At 56.4% G+C, this 16,512-nt stretch carries 17 protein-coding genes; 7 read left to right on the forward strand and 10 right to left on the reverse strand.

All coding sequences use genetic code 11. From position 1 onward, the window contains the following. Window positions 1–24: 24 nt before the first annotated feature. Window positions 25–363, forward strand: coding sequence for a FlxA-like family protein (locus tag AB8846_RS20680; protein ID WP_032659298.1), 339 nt, complete (start codon window positions 25–27; stop codon window positions 361–363). On the opposite strand, the gene AB8846_RS20685 is transcribed toward AB8846_RS20680, so the two are convergent. Further along, a complete protein-coding gene (locus AB8846_RS20685) occupies window positions 360–1,295 on the reverse strand; it encodes a LysR family transcriptional regulator (protein WP_063143488.1) in 936 nt (311 codons plus the stop codon). The two genes, AB8846_RS20680 and AB8846_RS20685, sit on opposite strands and share 4 nt — an antisense overlap. Before the next feature lie 89 nt (window positions 1,296–1,384). On the opposite strand from AB8846_RS20685, the gene AB8846_RS20690 reads away from it, so the two are divergent. After that, entirely contained in the window at window positions 1,385–2,380 is a 996-nt protein-coding gene (locus AB8846_RS20690) for a bile acid:sodium symporter family protein (protein WP_023332950.1), read from the forward strand. Here the strand turns inward: AB8846_RS20690 and AB8846_RS20695 are convergent. The 3 genes from AB8846_RS20695 to zipA all read right to left on the reverse strand — a co-directional run bounded on the left by AB8846_RS20695 (window position 2,377) and on the right by zipA (window position 5,656). Continuing rightward, the gene (locus AB8846_RS20695; protein ID WP_003861328.1) at window positions 2,377–2,592 is read right to left on the reverse strand and encodes a DUF3820 family protein; all 216 of its coding nucleotides are present in this window, start codon (window positions 2,590–2,592) and stop codon (window positions 2,377–2,379) included. The genes AB8846_RS20690 and AB8846_RS20695 overlap by 4 nt on opposite strands. Before the next feature lies 1 nt (window position 2,593). Beyond that, the gene (ligA, locus tag AB8846_RS20700) at window positions 2,594–4,609 is read right to left on the reverse strand and encodes an NAD-dependent DNA ligase LigA (protein ID WP_370733570.1); all 2,016 of its coding nucleotides are present in this window, start codon (window positions 4,607–4,609) and stop codon (window positions 2,594–2,596) included. A 69-nt stretch (window positions 4,610–4,678) separates the two neighbouring features. Then, the gene (gene zipA, locus AB8846_RS20705) at window positions 4,679–5,656 is read right to left on the reverse strand and encodes a cell division protein ZipA (RefSeq protein ID WP_370733571.1); all 978 of its coding nucleotides are present in this window, start codon (window positions 5,654–5,656) and stop codon (window positions 4,679–4,681) included. A gap of 230 nt (window positions 5,657–5,886) precedes the next feature. Between zipA and cysZ the strand changes: the two genes are divergently transcribed. The 5 genes from cysZ to crr all read left to right on the forward strand — a co-directional run bounded on the left by cysZ (window position 5,887) and on the right by crr (window position 10,680). After that, entirely contained in the window at window positions 5,887–6,648 is a 762-nt protein-coding gene (cysZ, locus tag AB8846_RS20710; protein WP_370733572.1) for a sulfate transporter CysZ, read from the forward strand. A 163-nt stretch (window positions 6,649–6,811) separates the two neighbouring features. Continuing rightward, a complete protein-coding gene (cysK, locus tag AB8846_RS20715; RefSeq protein ID WP_014884739.1) occupies window positions 6,812–7,783 on the forward strand; it encodes a cysteine synthase A in 972 nt (323 codons plus the stop codon). A gap of 317 nt (window positions 7,784–8,100) precedes the next feature. Next, the gene (gene ptsH, locus AB8846_RS20720; RefSeq protein ID WP_000487600.1) at window positions 8,101–8,358 is read left to right on the forward strand and encodes a phosphocarrier protein Hpr; all 258 of its coding nucleotides are present in this window, start codon (window positions 8,101–8,103) and stop codon (window positions 8,356–8,358) included. A gap of 44 nt (window positions 8,359–8,402) precedes the next feature. Then, on the forward strand, window positions 8,403–10,130 hold the full coding sequence (gene ptsI, locus AB8846_RS20725; protein ID WP_023332954.1) for a phosphoenolpyruvate-protein phosphotransferase PtsI: 1,728 nt from the start codon (window positions 8,403–8,405) through the stop codon (window positions 10,128–10,130). Window positions 10,131–10,170: 40 nt separating this feature from the next. Then, the gene (gene crr, locus AB8846_RS20730) at window positions 10,171–10,680 is read left to right on the forward strand and encodes a PTS glucose transporter subunit IIA (RefSeq protein ID WP_003861316.1); all 510 of its coding nucleotides are present in this window, start codon (window positions 10,171–10,173) and stop codon (window positions 10,678–10,680) included. Between the two features lie 44 nt (window positions 10,681–10,724). Here crr and pdxK read toward each other — a convergent pair whose 3' ends face one another. The 6 genes from pdxK to AB8846_RS20760 form a co-directional block, all read right to left on the reverse strand. Beyond that, window positions 10,725–11,561 carry a pyridoxine/pyridoxal/pyridoxamine kinase gene (pdxK, locus tag AB8846_RS20735; protein ID WP_023332955.1) on the reverse strand — a complete coding sequence of 279 codons (837 nt, stop codon included), beginning with the start codon at window positions 11,559–11,561 and terminating at the stop codon, window positions 10,725–10,727. Between the two features lie 5 nt (window positions 11,562–11,566). Beyond that, a complete protein-coding gene (cysM, locus tag AB8846_RS20740; RefSeq protein ID WP_032643539.1) occupies window positions 11,567–12,478 on the reverse strand; it encodes a cysteine synthase CysM in 912 nt (303 codons plus the stop codon). A gap of 118 nt (window positions 12,479–12,596) precedes the next feature. Beyond that, the gene (gene cysA, locus AB8846_RS20745; protein WP_063143482.1) at window positions 12,597–13,691 is read right to left on the reverse strand and encodes a sulfate/thiosulfate ABC transporter ATP-binding protein CysA; all 1,095 of its coding nucleotides are present in this window, start codon (window positions 13,689–13,691) and stop codon (window positions 12,597–12,599) included. After that, the gene (cysW, locus tag AB8846_RS20750; protein WP_370733573.1) at window positions 13,681–14,556 is read right to left on the reverse strand and encodes a sulfate/thiosulfate ABC transporter permease CysW; all 876 of its coding nucleotides are present in this window, start codon (window positions 14,554–14,556) and stop codon (window positions 13,681–13,683) included. The genes cysA and cysW overlap by 11 nt, the downstream gene beginning before the upstream one ends. Then, window positions 14,556–15,389, reverse strand: coding sequence for a sulfate/thiosulfate ABC transporter permease CysT (gene cysT, locus AB8846_RS20755; RefSeq protein WP_063143481.1), 834 nt, complete (start codon window positions 15,387–15,389; stop codon window positions 14,556–14,558). The genes cysW and cysT overlap by 1 nt, the downstream gene beginning before the upstream one ends. Next, entirely contained in the window at window positions 15,389–16,402 is a 1,014-nt protein-coding gene (locus AB8846_RS20760; RefSeq protein ID WP_370733574.1) for a sulfate ABC transporter substrate-binding protein, read from the reverse strand. Before AB8846_RS20760 ends, cysT begins: the two co-directional genes overlap by 1 nt. Window positions 16,403–16,512 lie beyond the last annotated feature (110 nt).

The raw sequence follows: 16,512 nt of genomic DNA on the forward strand, positions 1-16,512 counted from the left end.
TGTTTTATAACGCGAGGAAAAAGTATGACGACCATTCAGGCTTCAACCCAACAGATTCAAACCAGCGGCGCGAGTGGAACTTCGAGCAGTAACGATATCTCTGCGCAAATCACCCGCATTCTCGACAAGATCAAAAAGCTGACTCAGCAGTTAAAAGAACTGGCAAACAGTCCCGTCAGCACCGATGAGAAGAAGAAGCAGCAGGAACTTATTCAGACCCAGATCAAAGTGCTGCAGGCGCAGCTCGCCGCACTGCAGCGCCAGCAGGCCGAAGAGGCCCAGAAGAAGCAGGATCAAAAGCTGGGCAAAGTGGAAGGGGTGAACAGCCCGTCAGACAATAATCAGATTGATATCTACATCTAATCTTCTGATGCGTTAAACAGTGGGTCGCGTATGCGGGCTTCGGTTAGTCGTTGTGCCTGGATACGCACCACTTCCCAGATAGCCTGCGCCGCCCCCGAGAGTGAACGATTTTTTCGCCGCACCAGCATCAGCTTTCGCTCGACAACGGGCGTTAATCGCCTGACGGCCAGTCGGCTTCCCTGCGGCAGGGGAAGCGCCAGGGCGGGCAACACGCTGATGCCAATGCCGGCTTCCACCATCGGAAACAGCGTCGCCGGGTGACCAATCTCCTGCACGATTGTTGCCTTTACGCCCTGATTCACCAGCGCGGAATCAATCAGCGGACGGCTGCCCGAGGCATAATCCTGTAACACCAGGTTCGCGCCCGTCAGGGACTGCCAGCTGACCTCCGGCAACGCGGCCAGCGGATCGTCGTCACGGCAGAGCAGCAAAAAGGGCTCAGAAAGTACGCTTTCGCACGCCAGATCGCTCACCTGACCGGGATCGATAACAATACCAAAATCCACATCTCCCTGACGGATGCTTTCCAGCACCCACTGTTGCGGCCTGTCATGCAGCACAAAATCAATGTCCGGGTAGCGATAACTGCCCTCGGCAATACACTGCGGGATAAGGTGCGCAGAGATCGTCTGACTGGCCGCGACGCGCACGGTTCCCGAAAGCTGCTGCCCCAGCCTCCCCACGTCTCTGAGCGTGCTGTTAAGCTCATCCAGCAGTCGTTCGAGGCGCAGGGCCAGCTGCTGGCCTGCTTCGGTCAACACCACTTCGCGCGTGGTGCGGTCAAGCAACTTCACCCCGGTCTGATTCTCCAGCTCTTTTACGCTGTGGCTGACCGCCGACTGGCTCAGGCCAATCATCTCCCCTGCCCGGCTAAAGCTGCGGGCGTGGGCGACGGTGACGAAAATACGAAGCTGACGTAAGGAGTAATTCATCTGTTTCATTCATGAATGGATGCAATAAATCAATTTTATTTCTCAAATGGAAAAAAGCACAATAGCGATATCTGATTTCAGGAGTCATTATGAAACTGTTTCGTATCCTTGATCCGTTCACGCTTACCCTGGTGGTCACTGTTTTACTGGCCTCCTTCTTCCCCGCACGCGGCGGTTTTGTTCCGTTCTTTGAAGGGCTAACCACGGCGGCCATCGCGTTGCTGTTCTTTATGCACGGTGCCAAACTCTCCCGCGAGGCCATTATCGCAGGCGGCGGACACTGGCGACTGCACCTGTGGGTAATGTGCAGCACCTTCATTCTGTTCCCGATACTCGGCGTACTGTTTGCCTGGTGGGCACCGGTCAATGTCGACCCTGCCCTCTATACCGGGTTCCTGTATCTGTGCATTCTCCCCGCGACCGTGCAGTCTGCCATTGCCTTTACCTCGCTGGCAGGCGGCAACGTTGCGGCAGCCGTTTGTTCAGCATCCGCCTCCAGCCTGTTAGGGATTTTTGTCTCTCCGCTGCTGGTAGGCCTGCTGATGAACATGCACGGTGCGGAAGGTAACCTGGAGCAGGTCGGCAAAATCTGTCTGCAGCTGCTGCTGCCGTTTGTGCTGGGGCATCTTTCCCGACCGTGGACCGGCGCGTTTGTGGCGAAGCATAAAAAGTGGATTTCAAAAACTGACCAGACCTCGATTTTGCTGGTGGTGTACTCCGCCTTCAGCGAAGCGGTCGTGAACGGGATCTGGCACAAGGTGGGTGCAGGCTCGCTGCTGTTTATCGTGGTGGTCAGCATCGTTCTGCTGGCAATTGTGATTGCGGTAAACGTCTTTGTGGCGCGCAGGTGCGGCTTCAACAAAGCGGATGAAATTACGATTGTGTTCTGCGGTTCGAAGAAGAGCCTGGCGAACGGTATCCCGATGGCCAACATTCTGTTCCCGACCTCGGTCATTGGGATGATGGTGCTGCCGCTGATGATTTTCCATCAGATCCAGCTGATGGTCTGTGCGGTGCTGGCGCGTCGCTACAAGCGCCAGACCGAAAAGCTGGCGCAGGAAGAGACCCGCGCCGCGAAGGCTTAAGGACGCTTCAGGGGCTGAACCAGCTGGGTCAGCCCCTCGGTTTTGATCAGTAACGTGATAGCCATCAGCTCGCCCAGCCGCCCTGCCGGGAATTCATCCTTACGGGCAAACCACAGCAGATACTCCTCCGGCAAATCTATCAGCCTGCGGCCCTTGTATTTACCGAACGGCATCTCCGTATTGGCAATCTCAACGAGCTGTTCTTTCTCCACGTTACTCTCCTAACAGACGCATCATTTCCGCTTCGTCGATAACCTCAATGCCGAGCTCCTGGGCTTTCGCCAGCTTCGAACCCGCCGCTTCCCCGGCGATCACCAGATCGGTTTTCTTCGACACGCTGCCCGCCACTTTGGCCCCCAGCGCCACCAGACGCGCTTTCGCATCGTCGCGTGAAAGCTGGCTCAGGCTGCCGGTCAGGACTACCGTTTTACCGGCGAACGGGCTGTCGATCTCTTCGGCGTTAACCACCACCGGCACGGGCCACCTGATGCCCTCCTCCAGCAGCTTGCCGATGACTTCACGGTTGCTCTCTTCGGCAAAGAAGTTAAAGACGTGCGTGGCGACGACGATGCCGACATCCGGGACTTTCTGCAGCTCATCGATGCTTGCCTTTTCCAACGCCTCCAGCGTACCGAAGTACGCCGCCAGGCCTGCGGCCGTCGCCTCACCGACTTCACGAATGCCCAGCGCGTAGAGGAAGCGGGCGAAGGTGGTCTCTTTCGCGGCTTCCAGCGCGTTCACCACGTTCTGGGCTGACTTTGGCCCCATGCGATCCAGGCCGGTCAGCTTGCCTGCCGTCAGCCTGAAGAGATCCGCTGGCGTGTGGACATACTCTTTCTCAACCAGCTGATCGATAATTTTATCGCCCATGCCGTCAACGTCCATCGCCCGACGGGAGACGAAGTGCTTCAGCGACTCTTTACGCTGCGCGCCACAGATTAAGCCGCCCGTACAGCGCGCCACCGCTTCACCTTCCACACGCTCAACGTCAGAGCCGCACACCGGGCAGTGGGTCGGGAAGACGATCTCGCGCGTTTCGGCAGGGCGTTCTGACTCCACGACGTTAACCACCTGCGGGATAACGTCGCCCGCGCGGCGAATCACCACTTTGTCGCCAATGCGCAGGCCCAGGCGTTCGATTTCATCGGCATTATGCAGCGTGGCATTACTCACCAGCACGCCCGCAACCTGCACGGGCTCCAGACGGGCGACCGGGGTAATGGCCCCCGTACGGCCGACCTGGAACTCTACGTCGCGAACGAAGGTCATCTGCTCCTGAGCGGGGAACTTAAACGCCACCGCCCAGCGCGGCGCGCGCGCCACAAAGCCCAGCTGTTCCTGCAGCGCCAGTGAATTCACCTTGATGACGACGCCATCGATATCAAACCCGAGCGTCGGACGGTCCTCTTCCACCTTGTGGTAGAACGCCAGTACCGCTTCCGGCGAGTCGCAGAGCTGAACGCGGTTGCTCACCGGCAGGCCCCACGCTTTAAACTGCAGCAGACGCCCGAGGTGCGTATCCGGCAGCTCGCCCCCCTCAAGAATACCCACACCGTAGCAGAAGAAAGTCAGCGGTCGCTTCGCGGTGATACGCGGGTCAAGCTGGCGCAGAGAGCCAGCCGCCGCATTACGCGGGTTAGCAAACACCTTCCCGCCGGTGCGGCGCGCCTCTTCGTTAATTTTCTCGAAGCCCGCCTGGGGCAGGAACACCTCGCCGCGCACTTCCAGACGCGCAGGAATGTTGTCACCCTGCAGTCTCAGCGGGATCGCGCGGATGGTACGCACGTTGGTGGTGATGTCTTCGCCCGTCGTGCCGTCGCCACGCGTCGCGGCGCGCACCAGCACGCCGTTTTCGTAGAGAAGACTGACCGCCAGGCCATCCAGTTTGAGCTCGCAGCACCAGGTGAGGGAGTCGCTGCTTTTCAGGCGATCCTGCACGCGCTTGTTAAACGCCAGAAAGCTCTCTTCATCGAAGACGTTATCCAGCGACAGCATCGGCACCTCATGGCGCACCTGGCTGAAGGCACCCAGCGGCTCAGCGCCGACGCGCTGGGTGGGGGAATCCGGTGTGATGAGCTCTGGATGTTGCGCCTCTAACTCGCGCAGCTCGCGCATCAGGCGGTCATATTCCGCATCCGGGACTTCCGGCGCGTCCATAACATGATAGAGGTATTCATGATGGCGAAGCGTGGTTCGCAGTTCAGTGAGTTGTTGTTCGATTGAGTCCATATCGCACCATCAATGAGAAAAAACCCCCGACAGGCGGGGGTTGAGGAGGAGTCGAAGTAAACGCGACGATTACGCGTTAGCTTCCTTAACTTCGCGGATGCGGTCCTGATACTCGCGCAGCTTCTGCGGGGTCATCATTCGACGCTGATCGTCGAGCACCACGCCGCCGACTTCGTCAGCGATGTGCTGAGCGGACTGCAGCATCAGCTTAAAGTTTTGCAGTTCGTCGCCATAGGACGGCACCTGCATAAAGATAGTCACGCCCGGGGTCACGAAATCACCGGTCATTTCCGGATCAAAGGTGCCAGGGTTAACCATGTTGGCCAGGCTGAACAGCGCCGGGCCGCTACCGTCAGGGCTCAGGTGGCGATGGAAAATGTTCATATCGCCAAACTTGAAGCCTGCCTGTTGAATACTGTTAAGCAGCACGTCACCGTTGAGATGGCTACCGTGATGCGCGGCCACGTTCATGATGATCACCGCTTCTTTACGCTGCGGTTTTTCAACAACCGGCTCTGGCTCTACAACGGGCTCAGGCTCAACGTGCGGTGCCGGAGCGGGCTGAGGCGCAGGCTGTACGTGAACAGGCTGCTGCGGCTGTTGTACCGGCTGAACGGGCTGTTGTTGCACGGGCTGCTGCACCGGTTGCTGTTGAACCGGCTGGGCAGGCTGCTGATAGACAGGCTGTTGCGGCGGCTGGCGCACCGGCTCTTCCACAGGCTGCGGCGCTGGCTGGCGCGGCTGTGCAGAAGCATACGGCGGTTGATACTGGTGCTGCGAAGGACGAGGCGCTTCATGCTCCCCATGGCCTGCGCCGGGCGCAGTATTGACCCGATGAACACGAACTTCACCCACGCCGTCGTCATCGCTGCCGTCGATGTCATCTTCACTGTCATCGTCGTCACGACTGGACTTCATGCGCTTCAGTGGGCGATCGCGAAACATCGAGGAACGTTCTTTACGGCTGGTCCAGAAACCATGTACCAGTAAAGCGATTATGGCGATCGCGCCAACAATGATTAATATCAGACGCAAATCCTGCATCATTATATTCTCTGTTGTTCTAACACCTTGCCACCACGGCAAACATTTACTCACTAAGAGTATTTGCCGTTTACGTCAAGTGCAAGTGTGTGCAGAGCATTCACAGCATAAAGATGAAGGAAATCGTGCTTTTTGCTGGTTTTTCGAACATTTCCGAACTGGTCATTGCCCCGTAAGTGGATAATATAGGCGGGCAATTCCACTGGTTGTGTAAAAAGGAGTACAGCCTGGCTATGGTTTCAACATCTTCTTCTCCCCCACGCAGCGGCGTCTGGTATTTTTCTCAGGGCTGGAAACTGGTCTCCCTGCCGGGGATTCGACGCTTCGTCATTCTGCCGCTGTTGATCAACATTATTCTGATGGGCGGCGCGTTCTGGTGGCTGTTCACAAAGCTGGAGAGCTGGATCCCGTCGCTGATGAGCTATGTACCAAACTGGCTACAGTGGCTCAACTACCTGCTCTGGCCGGTGGCGGTGATCTCCGTGCTGCTGGTGTTTGGGTATTTTTTCTCGACGATTGCGAACTGGATAGCCGCACCGTTTAACGGTCTGCTGGCGGAACAGCTGGAAGCGCGGCTTACCGGCGCAACGCCGCCGGATACGGGCGTGCTGGGGATCATGAAAGACCTGCCACGCATCATGAAGCGCGAGTGGCAGAAGTTTGCCTGGTACCTGCCCCGCGCGATTGTGCTGCTTATCCTTTATTTTGTGCCAGGCATTGGCCAGACGGTGGCACCGGTGCTGTGGTTCCTGTTCAGCGCCTGGATGCTGGCTATTCAGTACTGCGATTATCCGTTCGATAACCACAAGGTGCCGTTTAAAGCGATGCGCACCGCCCTGCGCAGCCAGAAGGTCGCCAATATGCAGTTTGGCGCGCTGACCAGCCTGTTCACCATGATTCCCTTCCTGAATCTGTTCATCATGCCCGTCGCCGTCTGCGGCGCGACGGCGATGTGGGTCGACTGCTATCGTGCTAAGCACGCGTTATGGAAATAATGCAAAAATGTGTAAAGCAGGGGTGGCTTATGCCGCCCCTTATTCCATACTGATCCCCATTATTTCCTTGCAGTATATAGATATGCGAATTCCTTACTTCCCCCTACCTGCTTAGCAGGTATGCTGGGTCGGTATCCCAATTTCATACAGTTAAGGACAGGCCATGAGTAAGATTTATGAAGACAACTCGCTGACTATCGGTCATACGCCCCTGGTTCGACTGAACCGTATCGGTAATGGACGCATTCTGGCGAAGGTAGAATCACGTAACCCGAGCTTCAGCGTAAAATGCCGTATCGGTGCAAACATGATTTGGGATGCTGAAAAACGTGGCGTACTGAAGCCTGGCGTTGAGCTGGTGGAACCGACCAGCGGCAACACCGGTATCGCTCTGGCCTATGTGGCTGCCGCGCGTGGCTACAAGCTGACGCTGACCATGCCAGAAACCATGAGCATCGAGCGTCGTAAATTGCTCAAAGCGCTGGGCGCGAACCTGGTGCTGACCGAAGGCGCGAAGGGCATGAAGGGTGCCATTCAGAAAGCCGAAGAGATTGTAGCCAGCGACCCGGCGAAATATCTTCTGCTGCAGCAGTTCAGCAACCCGGCTAACCCGGAAATTCACGAGAAGACCACCGGTCCGGAAATCTGGGAAGATACCGACGGCCAGGTTGACGTCTTTATCTCCGGCGTGGGTACCGGCGGTACGCTGACCGGCGTGTCACGCTATATTAAAGGCACAAAGGGTAAAAAAGACCTGATCACCGTTGCCGTTGAGCCGACTGACTCACCGGTTATCACCCAGGCACTGGCGGGTGAAGAGCTCAAACCAGGCCCGCATAAAATCCAGGGTATTGGCGCAGGCTTTATTCCGGGCAACCTGGATCTGAAGCTGATCGATAAAGTGGTTACCATCACTAACGAAGAAGCCATCTCTACCGCGCGTCGCCTGATGGATGAAGAAGGCATTCTGGCGGGTATCTCTTCCGGTGCGGCCGTTGCGGCGGCGCTCAAACTTCAGGAAGATGAAGCCTTTACCAATAAGAATATTGTGGTTATCCTTCCTTCCTCGGGTGAGCGTTACTTGAGCACCGCACTGTTTGCCGATCTGTTTACCGAAAAAGAGCTGCAACAGTAGTGCCAGCATGTTAATAACGCGTAAAAAAGCACCTTTTCAGGTGCTTTTTTGTGGCCTGCTTCAAACTTTTGCCCCTCCTGGCATTGCTTCACCCCGTTGGGTCTGGTATTTAAACCAGCAATTATTTTGATGCGTGAAATTAATCAGTGAACGAAATACCCTTGCTGAATCGATTTTATGATTTGGTTCAAGTCTTGCTTTCGCTGCATAATGTTTAATGACGATCGAAACGTCAGCGCTAACAATACAGGCTAAAGTTCAGTCGCCAGGCTAGACTTTAGTTCCACAACACTAAACCTATAAGTTGGGGAAATACAATGTTCCAGCAAGAAGTTACCATTACCGCTCCGAACGGTCTGCACACCCGCCCTGCTGCTCAGTTTGTTAAAGAAGCAAAAGGCTTCACTTCTGAAATCACTGTGACTTCCAACGGCAAAAGCGCGAGCGCAAAAAGCCTGTTCAAACTGCAGACTCTGGGCCTGACTCAGGGCACCGTTGTCACCATCTCTGCAGAAGGTGAAGACGAGCAGAAAGCAGTTGAGCATCTGGTTAAACTGATGGCTGAGCTCGAGTAAGTTTCCGGGTTCTTTTAAATATCAGTCACAAGTAAGGTAGGGTTATGATTTCAGGCATTTTAGCATCCCCGGGTATCGCTTTCGGCAAAGCACTGCTGCTGAAAGAAGACGAGATCGTCATCGACCGGAAAAAAATTTCTGCCGACAAGGTTGATCAGGAAGTTGAACGTTTTCTGAGCGGTCGTGCCAAGGCATCTGCGCAACTGGAAGCAATCAAAACTAAAGCTGGCGAAACTTTCGGTGAAGAAAAAGAAGCCATCTTCGAAGGGCACATCATGCTGCTCGAAGATGAGGAGCTGGAGCAGGAAATCATAGCCCTGATTAAAGATAAAGGCATGACGGCCGACGCGGCTGCGCATGAAGTTATCGAAGGTCAGGCAACTGCCCTGGAAGAACTGGATGATGAATACCTGAAAGAGCGTGCGGCTGACGTACGTGACATCGGTAAGCGCCTGCTGCGCAACATCCTGGGCCTGGCCATCATCGACCTGAGCGCGATTCAGGATGAAGTGATCCTGGTTGCCGCTGACCTCACCCCGTCTGAAACCGCACAGCTGAACCTGAAAAAGGTCCTCGGTTTCATCACCGACGCGGGCGGCCGTACCTCCCACACCTCTATCATGGCGCGCTCTCTGGAACTGCCTGCCATCGTGGGTACCGGTAGCGTCACCTCTCAGGTGAAAAACGGCGACTATCTGATTCTGGATGCCGTAAACAATCTGGTTTACGTCAACCCAACCAATGAAGAGATCGATAAACTGCGCGCGGTTCAGGAGCAGGTTGCGACTGAAAAAGCGGAACTCGCTAAGCTGAAAGACCTGCCGGCCATCACCCTGGACGGCCATCAGGTAGAAGTGTGCGCAAACATCGGTACCGTTCGCGACGTTGATGGCGCTGAGCGCAACGGTGCGGAAGGCGTAGGTCTCTATCGTACAGAATTCCTGTTCATGGACCGCGACGCGCTGCCAACGGAAGAAGAGCAGTTTGCTGCTTATAAAGCCGTGGCTGAAGCGTGTGGCTCTCAGGCGGTTATCGTCCGTACCATGGACATCGGTGGCGACAAAGAGCTGCCGTACATGAACTTCCCGAAAGAAGAGAACCCGTTCCTGGGCTGGCGTGCAATCCGTATCGCGATGGATCGTAAAGAGATCCTGCGTGACCAGGTTCGCGCAATCCTGCGTGCCTCTGCTTTCGGTAAACTGCGCATCATGTTCCCGATGATCATCTCTGTTGAAGAAGTGCGTGCACTGAAGAAAGAGATCGAAATCTACAAACAGGAACTGCGCGACGAAGGTAAAGCGTTTGACGAGTCAATCGAGATCGGCGTGATGGTGGAAACACCTGCGGCGGCGACCATTGCGCGTCATTTAGCCAAAGAAGTTGATTTCTTTAGTATCGGCACCAATGATTTAACGCAGTACACCCTGGCAGTTGACCGTGGTAATGATATGATTTCACATCTCTACCAGCCAATGTCACCGTCCGTACTGAACTTGATTAAGCAAGTTATTGATGCTTCTCATGCAGAAGGTAAATGGACTGGCATGTGTGGTGAGCTTGCAGGCGACGAACGTGCTACACTTCTGTTGCTGGGTATGGGTCTGGACGAATTCTCTATGAGCGCCATTTCCATCCCGCGCATTAAGAAGATTATCCGTAACACGAACTTCGAAGATGCGAAGGTATTAGCAGAGCAGGCTCTTGCTCAACCGACAACGGACGAGTTAATGACGCTGGTTAACAAGTTCATTGAAGAAAAAACAATCTGCTAATCCACGAGATGCGGCCCAATTTACTGCTTAGGAGAAGATCATGGGTTTGTTCGATAAACTGAAATCTCTGGTTTCTGATGATAAAAAAGACTCCGGAACTATTGAGATTGTTGCTCCGCTCTCCGGCGAGATCGTCAACATCGAAGACGTGCCGGATGTAGTGTTTGCTGAGAAAATCGTTGGTGATGGCATTGCTATCAAACCAACTGGCAACAAAATGGTTGCTCCAGTTGACGGCACCATCGGTAAAATTTTTGAAACCAACCATGCGTTCTCTATCGAATCTGATAGCGGTATCGAACTGTTCGTTCACTTCGGTATCGACACCGTTGAACTGAAAGGCGAAGGCTTCAAACGTATCGCGGAAGAAGGCCAGCGTGTTAAAGTTGGCGACCCGGTGATTGAATTCGATCTGCCACTGCTGGAAGAAAAAGCCAAGTCTACCCTGACGCCGGTTGTTATCTCCAACATGGACGAAATCAAAGAACTGATCAAACTGTCTGGCAGCGTCACCGTGGGTGAAACCCCGGTTATCCGCATCAAGAAGTAATTCTTGCCGCACAGAAAAATGGCGCCTTCGGGCGCCATTTTTGTTTATGCGGGGAGGATAAGCTCGTCGTACCCTTTCGACTGCGTATACAGCATCACGTCAGTCACTCGATCGCCGGCCATGCGAATAGCATCGGCAACGGTTTTCCCCTCTACAATTCCGCTCACCAGCTCTGAACAGAACAGATCGCCCGTCCCTTTCAGATCGGTTTCAACGCGCGGATGCGCGCTGACGGTCACGCCCTCATTCGTCACCAGCACCACGTGGATGTTTTCCGGGTCATCGGCAACCGGCGCGCTGGTGATTGCCACCCATTTCAGGCTGTCGGAGAGCAGTCCCTGCGCCGCCGCGATGGCGCTTTCCGGCGTGCGGCACGGTTTGCCGCTTAACACTTCCAGCTCATAAACGTTTGGCGTGATCCCCTGCGCCAGCGGCAGCAGGTGCTCCCGATACGCTTGCGGGATCTCGGGCTTCACGTACATTCCGCTGTCGATATCGCCGATAACCGGGTCGACCAGCACCAGCAGGTCAGGATGCTGCGCTTTGACCGCCTTCAGCCACTGAGCCAGCAGAACGATCTGGCTGGCACTGCCCATATAGCCGGTGGTGACCGCCTTAAGCTCGCGCAGGATCTCGCGCTCTTCCAGCGCCTTAAGGTAGCCGCTGAACCACTCGTCGGGGATCACTCCACCATAAAACGTGTCGTAGTGCGGCGTGTTGCTAAACAGTACCGTCGGCACGGCGGTAACGTTCAGCCTGTGGGTACGAATATTCGGAACCGCAATGCTGTTCCCCACGCTGCCGTAAACCACCTGCGACTGCACGGCGACAATGTCGGTTTGCTGCGCCCGGGTATTATCCCGGAATAGAATCATCTCCATGACGCTTAAATCCCCGCCCCCTGCGAATAACTCTCTTCACCAAAGACGCCGGTAGAAAGATAGCGATCGCCGCGATCGCAAATAATCGCCACCACCACCGCCCCCGGGTTTGCCTGCGCCACCCGAATCGCTCCCGCTACCGCGCCGCCCGAGCTGACGCCGCAGAAGATACCTTCGCGCACGGCCAGCTCACGCATGGTATTTTCCGCCTCGCGCTGGTGAAGATCCAGCACCTGGTCCACAAGCTGCGCATTAAAGATGCCGGGCATATACTCCGCAGGCCAGCGGCGAATGCCGGGAATACTGCTCCCCTCTTCCGGCTGCAGACCAACGATAGTGACGGCTTTTTCCTGCTCGCGCAGAAAACGCGATACCCCGGTAATGGTGCCGGTAGTGCCCATGCTGGAGACAAAATGGGTGATACGCCCGTCGGTTTGCTGCCAGATTTCCGGGCCGGTGGTGGTGTAGTGCGCGTAAGGGTTATCCGGGTTGTTGAACTGATCGAGGAGCTTACCTTCGCCGCGCTCGGCCATTTCTAACGCCAGGTCGCGCGCGCCTTCCATTCCCTGCTCTTTGGTCACCAGAATCAGCTCGGCCCCGTAGGCACGCATCGCGGCGCGGCGCTCCTGGCTCATGTTGTCCGGCATCAGCAGCTTCATGCGGTAGCCTTTCAGCGCGGCGATCATTGCCAGGGCAATACCGGTGTTGCCGCTGGTGGCCTCAATCAGCACGTCGCCAGGCTTAATTTCTCCACGTTTTTCGGCCTGGACAATCATCGACAGCGCCGCGCGGTCTTTCACCGACCCCGCCGGGTTATTGCCTTCGAGTTTGACCCAGATTTCACTGCCGTTGTCTGGCCCCATGCGCTGAAGCTTGACCAGAGGAGTGTTGCCGATGGTGTGTTCGAGTGTATTCACGATTTTTACTCAATAAAAAAGCCGGGTGGCGCTTCGCTTACCCGGCCTACAAGACGCAGTGATAACTGTAGGCCCGGTCAGCGCAGCGCCACCGGGCGATAAACATCCTAATAACCTATCAGGCTGACTCCGCCAGAGCAATATCCTCGCGCGTCTCGATGCGCTCCTTCCCGTGATAAATGCGGGCGTGCTGCAGCCCGACAAACAGGCGCTCGCCCCGGTGCGGCGGCACGTCGTCGCGCATGACCACGGTCAGCGGCTCGGTATACCAGCCCAGCGGCTGTACCACCATTTGGGTGTAGTGACCTTTAGGGCTAGCTTCCAGCACCTGCACCGGCAGCGGTGAATCCAGGCTGGTTCGGCGGCTCACGTCCACTTCCCACGGACGCAGGAACAGATCGACCGGCCCCTGATGCGCGGAGGTATAGCCCAGCGGCCAGCGGTGCGCGCCAACGTGGAACTGTCCACCGCGAATAGTGCCCTGAAGACGGTTTACCTCGCCCATAAACTCCAGCACGAAGCGGGTCGCCGGTTCGCGCCAGAGCTGCTCCGGCTCGTCAACCTGCTCAATGTTGCCCTGGCTCATGACCACCACGCGATCCGCGACTTCCATCGCCTCTTCCTGATCGTGGGTCACGAAGACGCTGGTGAACTTCAGCTCTTCATGCAGCTGGCGCAGCCAGCGGCGCAGCTCTTTACGCACCTGCGCATCCAGCGCGCCGAAGGGTTCATCCAGCAGCAGAATTTGCGGCTCAACGGCCAGCGCGCGCGCCAGCGCCACGCGCTGCTTCTGCCCGCCGGACAGCTGGGCTGGAAAACGGTCCGCCAGATGAGCCAGCTGGACCATCTCCAGCAGTTTGGTCACTTTCGCCTTAATGGTTGCCGCATCCGGACGCTCGCGACGCGGCAGCACGGTCAGGCCAAACGCGATGTTGTCGAACACGGTCATATGGCGGAACAGCGCGTAATGCTGGAACACAAAACCTACTTTACGATCGCGGGCATGCAGGCGGCTCACGTCGGTGCCCTGGAAGCGGATGTGCCCGCTGGTCTGATGCTCAAGCCCGGCGATAATACGCAGCAGCGTGGTTTTACCCGAGCCAGACGGCCCCAGCAGCGCCACCATTTGTCCGGAAGGGATATCCAGCGAGATATCATTCAGCACCTGGGTGCGACCAAAAGACTTCTTAATATTGGCAATCTCAATGCTCATGATTTCCCTCCTGATGCTGACGTTTTTCCTGATTTTCTAAACGCCACTGCACCACACTCTTCAAAAACAGGGTCAAAATGGCCATCAGCGTCAGCAACGCTGCGGCAGTAAACGAGCCGATGGTGTTGTAGTCCTGCTGCAGCAGCTCAATCTGTAGCGGCAGCGACAGGGTTTCACCCCGGATAGAGCCGGAGACGACGGAAACGGCACCGAACTCACCAATCGCGCGGGCGTTGGTCAGCACCACGCCGTAAAGCAACGCCCAGCGGATATTCGGCAGCGTCACGCGACGGAACATCTGCCAGCCTGATGCGCCCAGCAGCACCGACGCTTCGTCTTCGTTGCTGCCCTGGCTCAACATCACCGGCACCAGCTCACGCACCACAAACGGACAGGTTACGAAGATGGTGACCAGCACCATGCCCGGCCAGGCGAACATGATCTGCAGGTTATGCTCGTCCAGCCAGCCGCCCAATGGGCCGTTGGAGCCGTAAAAGAGCAGGTACACCAGACCCGCCACAACCGGCGAGACGGCGAAAGGAATGTCCAGCAGGGTTAGCAGCAGCTGACGTCCCGGGAAGTTGAAGCGGGTCACCAGCCAGGCCAACAGGGTACCGAACACGAGGTTCACCGGCACGGTGATCAACGCAATCAGCACGGTCAGCCAGATGGCATGCAGCATATCCGGGTTCGCCAGGTTTTCCAGCGCGGGCATCAGGCCCTTGCTGAACGCCTGAACGAAGATATAAACCGTCGGCACGACGAGAATGAGGGCGGAAACCAGCACGCCCGCCCCAATCAGAAACCATTTACCCCAGTTGATGCGGGGTGCATCGTATCGCTTCAATTGCGTAACTTCCGCCATCAGTGACCTACCACACGTCGACCAAAGCGACTTTGCAGAGTGTTAATCGAGTACAGCAGCAGCAGCGAGGCCGCCAGGATCACCGAGGCAATAGCGCTCGCCGCCGGATAATCAAACTCCTGCAAACGGATGAAAATCATCAGCGAGGTGACTTCTGTTTTCCAGGCGATGTTTCCGGCGATAAAAATCACCGCGCCGAACTCACCAAGGCTGCGGGTAAACGACAGCGCGACACCCGCCATCAGCGCCGGAGACAGCTCCGGCAGAACTACCTTACGGAAGCTCTGCCAGCGCGTGGCGCCCAGCGTTTCCGCCGCTTCTTCGTATTCCGGACCCAACTCTTCCAGCACCGGCTGCACGGTACGCACCACAAACGGGATGCTGGTAAAGGCCATCGCCACCGCGATCCCGAGCCAGGTGTAGGTCACTTTGATGTCAAATTTCGCCAGCCACTCGCCGTACAGCCCGTTCACGGAGAAGAGCGACGCGAGGGTTAAGCCCGCCACCGCCGTCGGCAGCGCAAACGGCAGATCCATCAGGGCGTCAAGCAGCGTGCGGCCCGGGAAGCGATAGCGGGTTAAGATCCACGCCATCAGCAGGCCAAACACGCCGTTAAAAACGGAGGCGACAAACGCCGACAGCAGCGTCACCTTATAGGCCGCCACCACCTGCGGGTTGGTGACCACGTCCCAGTACTGCGCCCAGCTCATCTGAGCAAGCTGCATCACCAGCGCGCTGAGCGGCAACAGCAGGATCAGGCAGACGAACAGCAGGCTGGTTCCGAGGCTTAAGGTAAAGCCCGGCAGCACGCGTTTTGTCGAGACTGCAAACATTACTTATGCCCCGCCGCCAGCAATTTGTCTAACTCACCGCCGCTGGCAAAATGCGTTTTCATCACATCAGGCCAGGAGCCAAAATGATCTTCCACGCGGAACAGCGCGGTCTGCGGGAATTTGTCTTTCAGTTTGTTCATCACGTCCGGGTTATTCACGCGGTAGTAGTAATCGGTAATGATGGTCTGCGCCTGCGGGCTGTACAGGTAGTTGAGATAGGCTTTTGCCGCTTTCTCGGTGCCGTTTGCCTGCACGTTTTTATCCACCCACGCCACCGGGAACTCGGCCAGGATATTGGTTTTCGGGATAACGACCTCGAAGCCCTGCGCTTCATACTGTTTGCGGATGTTATTCACTTCCGATTCAAAGCTGATCAGCACATCGCCGAGACCGCGTTCTGCGAAGGTCGTGGTCGCCCCGCGGCCGCCGGTATCAAACACTTCGACGTTTTTCAGGAACTGGGTCATGAACTGCTCGGTTTTGGCTTTATCGTTACCGTCAGCCTTGTCCGCCGCGCCCCACGCCGCTAAATAGGTATAACGCGCGTTGCCGGAGGTTTTCGGGTTCGGGAAAATCAGCTTCACGTCGGAACGCACCAGGTCGTTCCAGTCGTGGATATTCTTCGGGTTGCCCTTACGCACCAGGAAGCCCATGGTGGAATAGAACGGCGAGCTGTTGTTCGGCAGACGGCTCTGCCAGTCGGCCGGAAGCAGCTTGCCTTTGTCGTGCAGGATCTGCACGTCAGTCACCTGGTTGTAGGTCACCACATCCGCTTTCAGGCCCTGCAAAATCGCCAGCGCCTGCTTGGACGACCCGGCGTGGGACTGCTTGATGGTCAGCTTGTCGCCGTTATTGTCTTTCGCCCACTGCTGTTCGAACGGTGGATTAAGGGCGGCAAACAGCTCGCGGGAGACGTCATACGAACTGTTTAACAGTTCAGTCGCCTGCGCCTGCGCCACCAGCAGTAAACCTGCCAGCGCCAGAGTTCCTTTTTTCAGTACAGTAACGGCCATTGCGCACCCTTATAAATGTGATGACTATCTTATAGTCATAATATTTATAACGGGGATGAAAGGAGTAACGGTTTTATATACCGTTTGGTGATTTAGAAGCAGAAAAGGGA

The sequence above is a fragment of the Enterobacter sp. KB-221C9 genome (assembly GCF_041320715.1).
In the GTDB taxonomy this organism is placed as follows: Bacteria; Pseudomonadota; Gammaproteobacteria; order Enterobacterales; family Enterobacteriaceae; genus Enterobacter; species Enterobacter asburiae_D.

Coding starts and splice junctions, on each gene's coding strand:
- AB8846_RS20760 (WP_370733574.1), bottom strand. CDS start 16,402: ATGGCCGTTACTGTACTGAAAAAAGGAACTCTGGCGCTGGCAGGTTTA.
- AB8846_RS20680 (WP_032659298.1), top strand. CDS start 25: ATGACGACCATTCAGGCTTCAACCCAACAGATTCAAACCAGCGGCGCG.
- cysK (WP_014884739.1), top strand. CDS start 6,812: ATGAGTAAGATTTATGAAGACAACTCGCTGACTATCGGTCATACGCCC.
- ptsH (WP_000487600.1), top strand. CDS start 8,101: ATGTTCCAGCAAGAAGTTACCATTACCGCTCCGAACGGTCTGCACACC.
- AB8846_RS20685 (WP_063143488.1), bottom strand. CDS start 1,295: ATGAATTACTCCTTACGTCAGCTTCGTATTTTCGTCACCGTCGCCCAC.
- pdxK (WP_023332955.1), bottom strand. CDS start 11,561: ATGGAGATGATTCTATTCCGGGATAATACCCGGGCGCAGCAAACCGAC.
- cysW (WP_370733573.1), bottom strand. CDS start 14,556: ATGGCGGAAGTTACGCAATTGAAGCGATACGATGCACCCCGCATCAAC.
- cysT (WP_063143481.1), bottom strand. CDS start 15,389: ATGTTTGCAGTCTCGACAAAACGCGTGCTGCCGGGCTTTACCTTAAGC.
- zipA (WP_370733571.1), bottom strand. CDS start 5,656: ATGATGCAGGATTTGCGTCTGATATTAATCATTGTTGGCGCGATCGCC.
- ptsI (WP_023332954.1), top strand. CDS start 8,403: ATGATTTCAGGCATTTTAGCATCCCCGGGTATCGCTTTCGGCAAAGCA.
- cysA (WP_063143482.1), bottom strand. CDS start 13,691: ATGAGCATTGAGATTGCCAATATTAAGAAGTCTTTTGGTCGCACCCAG.
- cysZ (WP_370733572.1), top strand. CDS start 5,887: ATGGTTTCAACATCTTCTTCTCCCCCACGCAGCGGCGTCTGGTATTTT.
- crr (WP_003861316.1), top strand. CDS start 10,171: ATGGGTTTGTTCGATAAACTGAAATCTCTGGTTTCTGATGATAAAAAA.
- ligA (WP_370733570.1), bottom strand. CDS start 4,609: ATGGACTCAATCGAACAACAACTCACTGAACTGCGAACCACGCTTCGC.
- AB8846_RS20690 (WP_023332950.1), top strand. CDS start 1,385: ATGAAACTGTTTCGTATCCTTGATCCGTTCACGCTTACCCTGGTGGTC.